Genomic DNA, 3,672 nt, shown 5'->3' with positions numbered 1-3,672 from the left:
CTCATCGCGGTGTGGTACTTCAACAACATGGGCACCTACGTGAACGCGGACGTGGGCCACTCGAACGAGCAGGTCGCGACGTATGGGTTCACGCCATGGCAGGACACGTACATCCCGGCCATTGCCCCGACGCGATCGTTTCGGATGATTACTGATCCGACCTTCAAGACCTCTTTACTCCTCAATTTCTGCCTCGTTTATTTCCGGGAAGTCAAGGAACTCTCCAAGAGACATGCCAAATCCCTTGGCTATTTTATTCAGGGTTGCTAATCCTGGGTTTTGGCTTCTTCCATTCATGATACTAGCTATGGTTGATTGGGAGAGGCCAGATATGAGTGCCAATCTATTTACTGTGATGTTCTTTTCTTTGCACAGAGTTTGAATTCGTAAGGAAATAGCCTCGCTAATTGTCATAAAATCACTCCGATAGTCGCGCATTACTGGTCTCATTAATTTGATGCAAACAATTTATCGCTAACAGTTTACATGAAAGTGTTCCGGATAAGATAGTTTCAACTGAGTTAGCGATATAACGTTGACATTGAGACGAGCAAAACATAAACTCATTGTAGTTAGCGATATATAGCTAATTCACTAAAGGGGTTCTTACGATGAGGATATCGGAGAGAATACGACATCTGCGACACGAACACGGTTGGTCTCAATCAGAATTAGCTAGAAAAGCAAGCGTTCCTCAAACGACCATAAGTGGGATTGAGAGAGACAAGCATTTCCCTACCCTAAAGCATCTATTTCAACTTTCCTCTGCATTTGGAATCAGTTTATCTGAGTTACTTAGAGACGTGGACGACTTCGAAAGAAAAGGATAATAGCCGATCCTGTGTGAGAAAGGCTGGAGGAACTATGCCTTGGAAAGATGGCGAAAATAACAATGACAAAATTGAAGCTATATGGGGAAACAAACTCCTGGACGAAGGTTTCCTCGGAATCCCCAACATTATTGTTCGAAATTATCGACATATTGGCATAGAACATGGTGAGTTTGGTTTTATTTGTACAGTTCTCACCTACAAGCACGACACAAGTGATCCGTTTCCCAGTCAAGAGAAACTGGCGGAGCACATGAAATGCAGTGTGAGACAGATTCAGAAATGGACTGATAGCTTGTGTGAAAAAGGGTTGTTGCTTGTAGGCCAAAGGAAACATCATGATAGGAAAACCTGGAGTACAAATGTATACAATTTCCGTCCTCTTGTTGAAAAGGCATTAGCACTAGTCGGTGAAACGGAACCTATTGGCGTGCGAGAGTACGATGTCGTGTACCGAAAGCCGCATGAACTTGAAGTACATACGAAACCGTCCGAACTTGAGGTTCGCATGGAACCGGACGTACCTGAGGTACAGATGGAACACGAACCTGAGGTACGGACAAATAGATCATTTAAAAGACTAGAAGATGATGATGAAGAAGACGAAGATAGAGCGTGCGCACGTGCGTTCCACATTGAGGAAAACGAGCGAGGTGTCACCGCCGACCTTCTCGACATGCCGGCAAACATTGCCGTCACGAGTGACGCCCAGGTGGACATATACGATACCCTACTGCCCACTGTCACTTCTCCAAGCGCTTGGACGAGCGAGTATGACCCCTACCTAGCCATCGACCAACGCATGACCATGCACCTGGGACGGCCTTATATCGCCAAGGAAAACGACTACCGTGCCATCAAGCAACTCCTGGAGAGCGGCGTGCCTATGGAGTTCATCCTGGCCGGCATTGACTACACATTCGCCACCTTTGCCGACCGTCGTCCACGCAGTTTCGCCTACTGTGCAGAGGTCATCAAAGACCGCTGGGCGTGCGAGCTTGCCAAGCGCACGCCGGTTGAGGTCGTCAACTGGGCAGAGTATCGCGAAGATTGCGCTGCGCCACAAGTGTCGCAACCATCGCAACGTCCAAGCAGGTCGCGTACATCACAGCCGTCGCGAAAGGCACCTATCCGTGACGAGCGCTACGAGGCATTCTACGCCCTCTTTCCGGACGGATGAGGCGGAGGTGAGGGGGATGGAGGGGTATACATACGTCATTATGGGCTGCACAAGTGAGCACAGCATTGCCTGTGACATCCCGCCGGAGACGTTCGTCGCACTGTTTCGCGGCGCACTGGAGACCGTCGGCGTGCACTTGGATGATGTCGCGATGAACATCTACGTCCAGGAGGGATGTGGCGGCTGGAGGCTCGTGCATGGGCGTGGACATGGGCCGCAAGGGATGCAGAACACGTTCCTGTTTCCGCTTCCGCCAGAGCCTACGCTTGTGGAGCGCGAACAACCGGCAGCGCTTGACGAGGAGACGTACCACGACATCGGATACGCGGCGTTGAACCTGTATCGCACGCTGTGGCAGTCTCGCCAGCGTATCAAGGCGACAAGCTTAAAGACGAAGGTGCGGGTTAGTCAATCATTGCGGGCGTTGGAAGGGCAAATGCGGCTGATTGAGCAGGCCGTCGAGGGCACAGAGTGGTGGGACCTGTTCCGGTTGCGGTATCAGCAGGGCAAGAAGCTTGTGGCGTGTGCGATGGACTTGCATATGTCGTCGCGGACACTCAATCGTCAGATTAGCGAAATGGCGGGTCATGTCGGGCGGATGCTGAGTACGGTGTTGAAGGAGCGTGAGTTGGTCGAGTTGATGCAGGTGGCTAAGCGTGTGCCGTTGATGCCAGGGAGGGTGACGGCGCGTGTGGTGCGTTTCGAGCAACGGGAGTTGTGGAGTTAGTGAATCGAGCATGAACCTTGGGAAAGGACATTGAGCGCTCCTTGAGGCTCTAATCAAGGGCTCCTGATTTTTAGGTCAGAAAGTCAGTGACAGCAGATGTACATCTACGGTATACTTTCTTTACAAGATGCTCATACTGCACATGCCAAAGAGGTGAGTGCAGTATGTCAGGGTTAGACGATGGACATACGAAGGAGGGGTCGGAAATGACACAGACCCTTGCCGAGAAAATCGCCAATTTCAATCAGGCGAATTTTGATGCGTTGTGGGCCAAAGCGCAAAAACTCGAACGGGATGAGAACGGCGTGCTTCTGCTCGATCGAGATAATCCACTTCATCGGGAATGGTATGAAGAAGAGGACTGCTGATGTCGTCTGTTTCTATCGGAGATGTATATTTAGTTCGTGTACGTTATCAAGATGATCCAACTAATTTTAAGGATCGTCCAGTAGTTGTGGTCGCTATTTCATCGGATTCAGTCATGGTTGTTTGTGCGGCTATCACCAGCGTTGGGCCTCATACTCCTGAGAAGTACTACGGCAAATTTAAGTTTCCCATTCAACAGTGGGCAAAAGCAAATCTCACCAAGCCTTCATGGGTCAAAACTCATCCGGCGAACTTGCTTCGATTGCAATCGCAAGACTTAACGAGGCGGATAGGGACTCTACATCCAGATGATCTTTCAGCGCTAATCAATTTTATGATTGAATCATCAGAGGAATCTTAGTATGACGGGATACGAGGGACTCGGCGTTTATGGCCGGGTCTCTTTTTGTGTCCGCTCAATATGGCCTAAAGTTGGCGCAAAATCGCACGTTCGCCGTGCTACGTTGGTGACAGTAGAACGGTCGCACACTTTGGCGCGAAAGTGGCGCGTTCTGCACGTTTGGACGCGCTAAAGTCAGGTTGGAAACGGGCAAGGAGGCGATCCAGCG

Annotated in this window: 6 protein-coding genes and 2 pseudogenes; 7 read left to right on the top strand and 1 reads right to left on the bottom strand. The window is 50.2% G+C overall.

From position 1 onward, the window contains the following. Positions 1–270: pseudogene (locus tag BLU70_RS14705) on the top strand (hypothetical protein); the annotation flags it as partial. Here BLU70_RS14705 and BLU70_RS15035 read toward each other — a convergent pair. Then, complete coding sequence (locus BLU70_RS15035; RefSeq protein ID WP_074693983.1) at positions 175–414, bottom strand: helix-turn-helix domain-containing protein; 240 nt, start codon at positions 412–414, stop codon at positions 175–177. The pseudogene BLU70_RS14705 and the gene BLU70_RS15035 sit on opposite strands and share 96 nt — an antisense overlap. Positions 415–611: 197 nt before the next feature. Here BLU70_RS15035 and BLU70_RS14040 point away from each other — a divergent pair, with 197 nt between their 5' ends. The 6 genes and pseudogenes from BLU70_RS14040 to BLU70_RS14025 all read left to right on the top strand — a co-directional run bounded on the left by BLU70_RS14040 (position 612) and on the right by BLU70_RS14025 (position 3,464). Next, positions 612–830, top strand: a complete 219-nt coding sequence (locus BLU70_RS14040; protein ID WP_074693981.1) for a helix-turn-helix domain-containing protein — start codon at positions 612–614, stop codon at positions 828–830. Between the two features lie 34 nt (positions 831–864). Next, a pseudogene (locus BLU70_RS14835) lies at positions 865–1,227 on the top strand (helix-turn-helix domain-containing protein); the annotation flags it as partial. A 33-nt stretch (positions 1,228–1,260) separates the two neighbouring features. Then, positions 1,261–2,010: a hypothetical protein gene (locus tag BLU70_RS14035; protein WP_244885242.1), complete on the top strand. Its 750-nt coding sequence runs from the start codon at positions 1,261–1,263 to the stop codon at positions 2,008–2,010. Positions 2,011–2,026: 16 nt separating this feature from the next. After that, complete coding sequence (locus BLU70_RS14030; protein WP_074693977.1) at positions 2,027–2,737, top strand: hypothetical protein; 711 nt, start codon at positions 2,027–2,029, stop codon at positions 2,735–2,737. A gap of 206 nt (positions 2,738–2,943) precedes the next feature. Then, entirely contained in the window at positions 2,944–3,105 is a 162-nt protein-coding gene (locus BLU70_RS14685) for a hypothetical protein (RefSeq protein ID WP_176780929.1), read from the top strand. Continuing rightward, positions 3,105–3,464: a type II toxin-antitoxin system PemK/MazF family toxin gene (locus BLU70_RS14025; RefSeq protein ID WP_074693975.1), complete on the top strand. Its 360-nt coding sequence runs from the start codon at positions 3,105–3,107 to the stop codon at positions 3,462–3,464. Before BLU70_RS14685 ends, BLU70_RS14025 begins: the two co-directional genes overlap by 1 nt. Positions 3,465–3,672 lie beyond the last annotated feature (208 nt).

This window comes from Alicyclobacillus hesperidum (genome assembly GCF_900107035.1).
Lineage (GTDB): Bacteria > Bacillota > Bacilli > Alicyclobacillales > Alicyclobacillaceae > Alicyclobacillus > Alicyclobacillus hesperidum.
The sequence above is the reverse complement of the archived record's forward strand: the minus strand, read 5'-3'. Positions and strand labels throughout refer to the sequence as shown.

Excerpts from the sequence above, each read along its gene's own strand:
- BLU70_RS15035 (WP_074693983.1), bottom strand. The coding sequence starts at position 414 with ATGACAATTAGCGAGGCTATTTCCTTACGAATTCAAACTCTGTGCAAA.
- BLU70_RS14040 (WP_074693981.1), top strand. The coding sequence starts at position 612 with ATGAGGATATCGGAGAGAATACGACATCTGCGACACGAACACGGTTGG.
- BLU70_RS14030 (WP_074693977.1), top strand. The coding sequence starts at position 2,027 with ATGGAGGGGTATACATACGTCATTATGGGCTGCACAAGTGAGCACAGC.
- BLU70_RS14685 (WP_176780929.1), top strand. The coding sequence starts at position 2,944 with ATGACACAGACCCTTGCCGAGAAAATCGCCAATTTCAATCAGGCGAAT.
- BLU70_RS14025 (WP_074693975.1), top strand. The coding sequence starts at position 3,105 with ATGTCGTCTGTTTCTATCGGAGATGTATATTTAGTTCGTGTACGTTAT.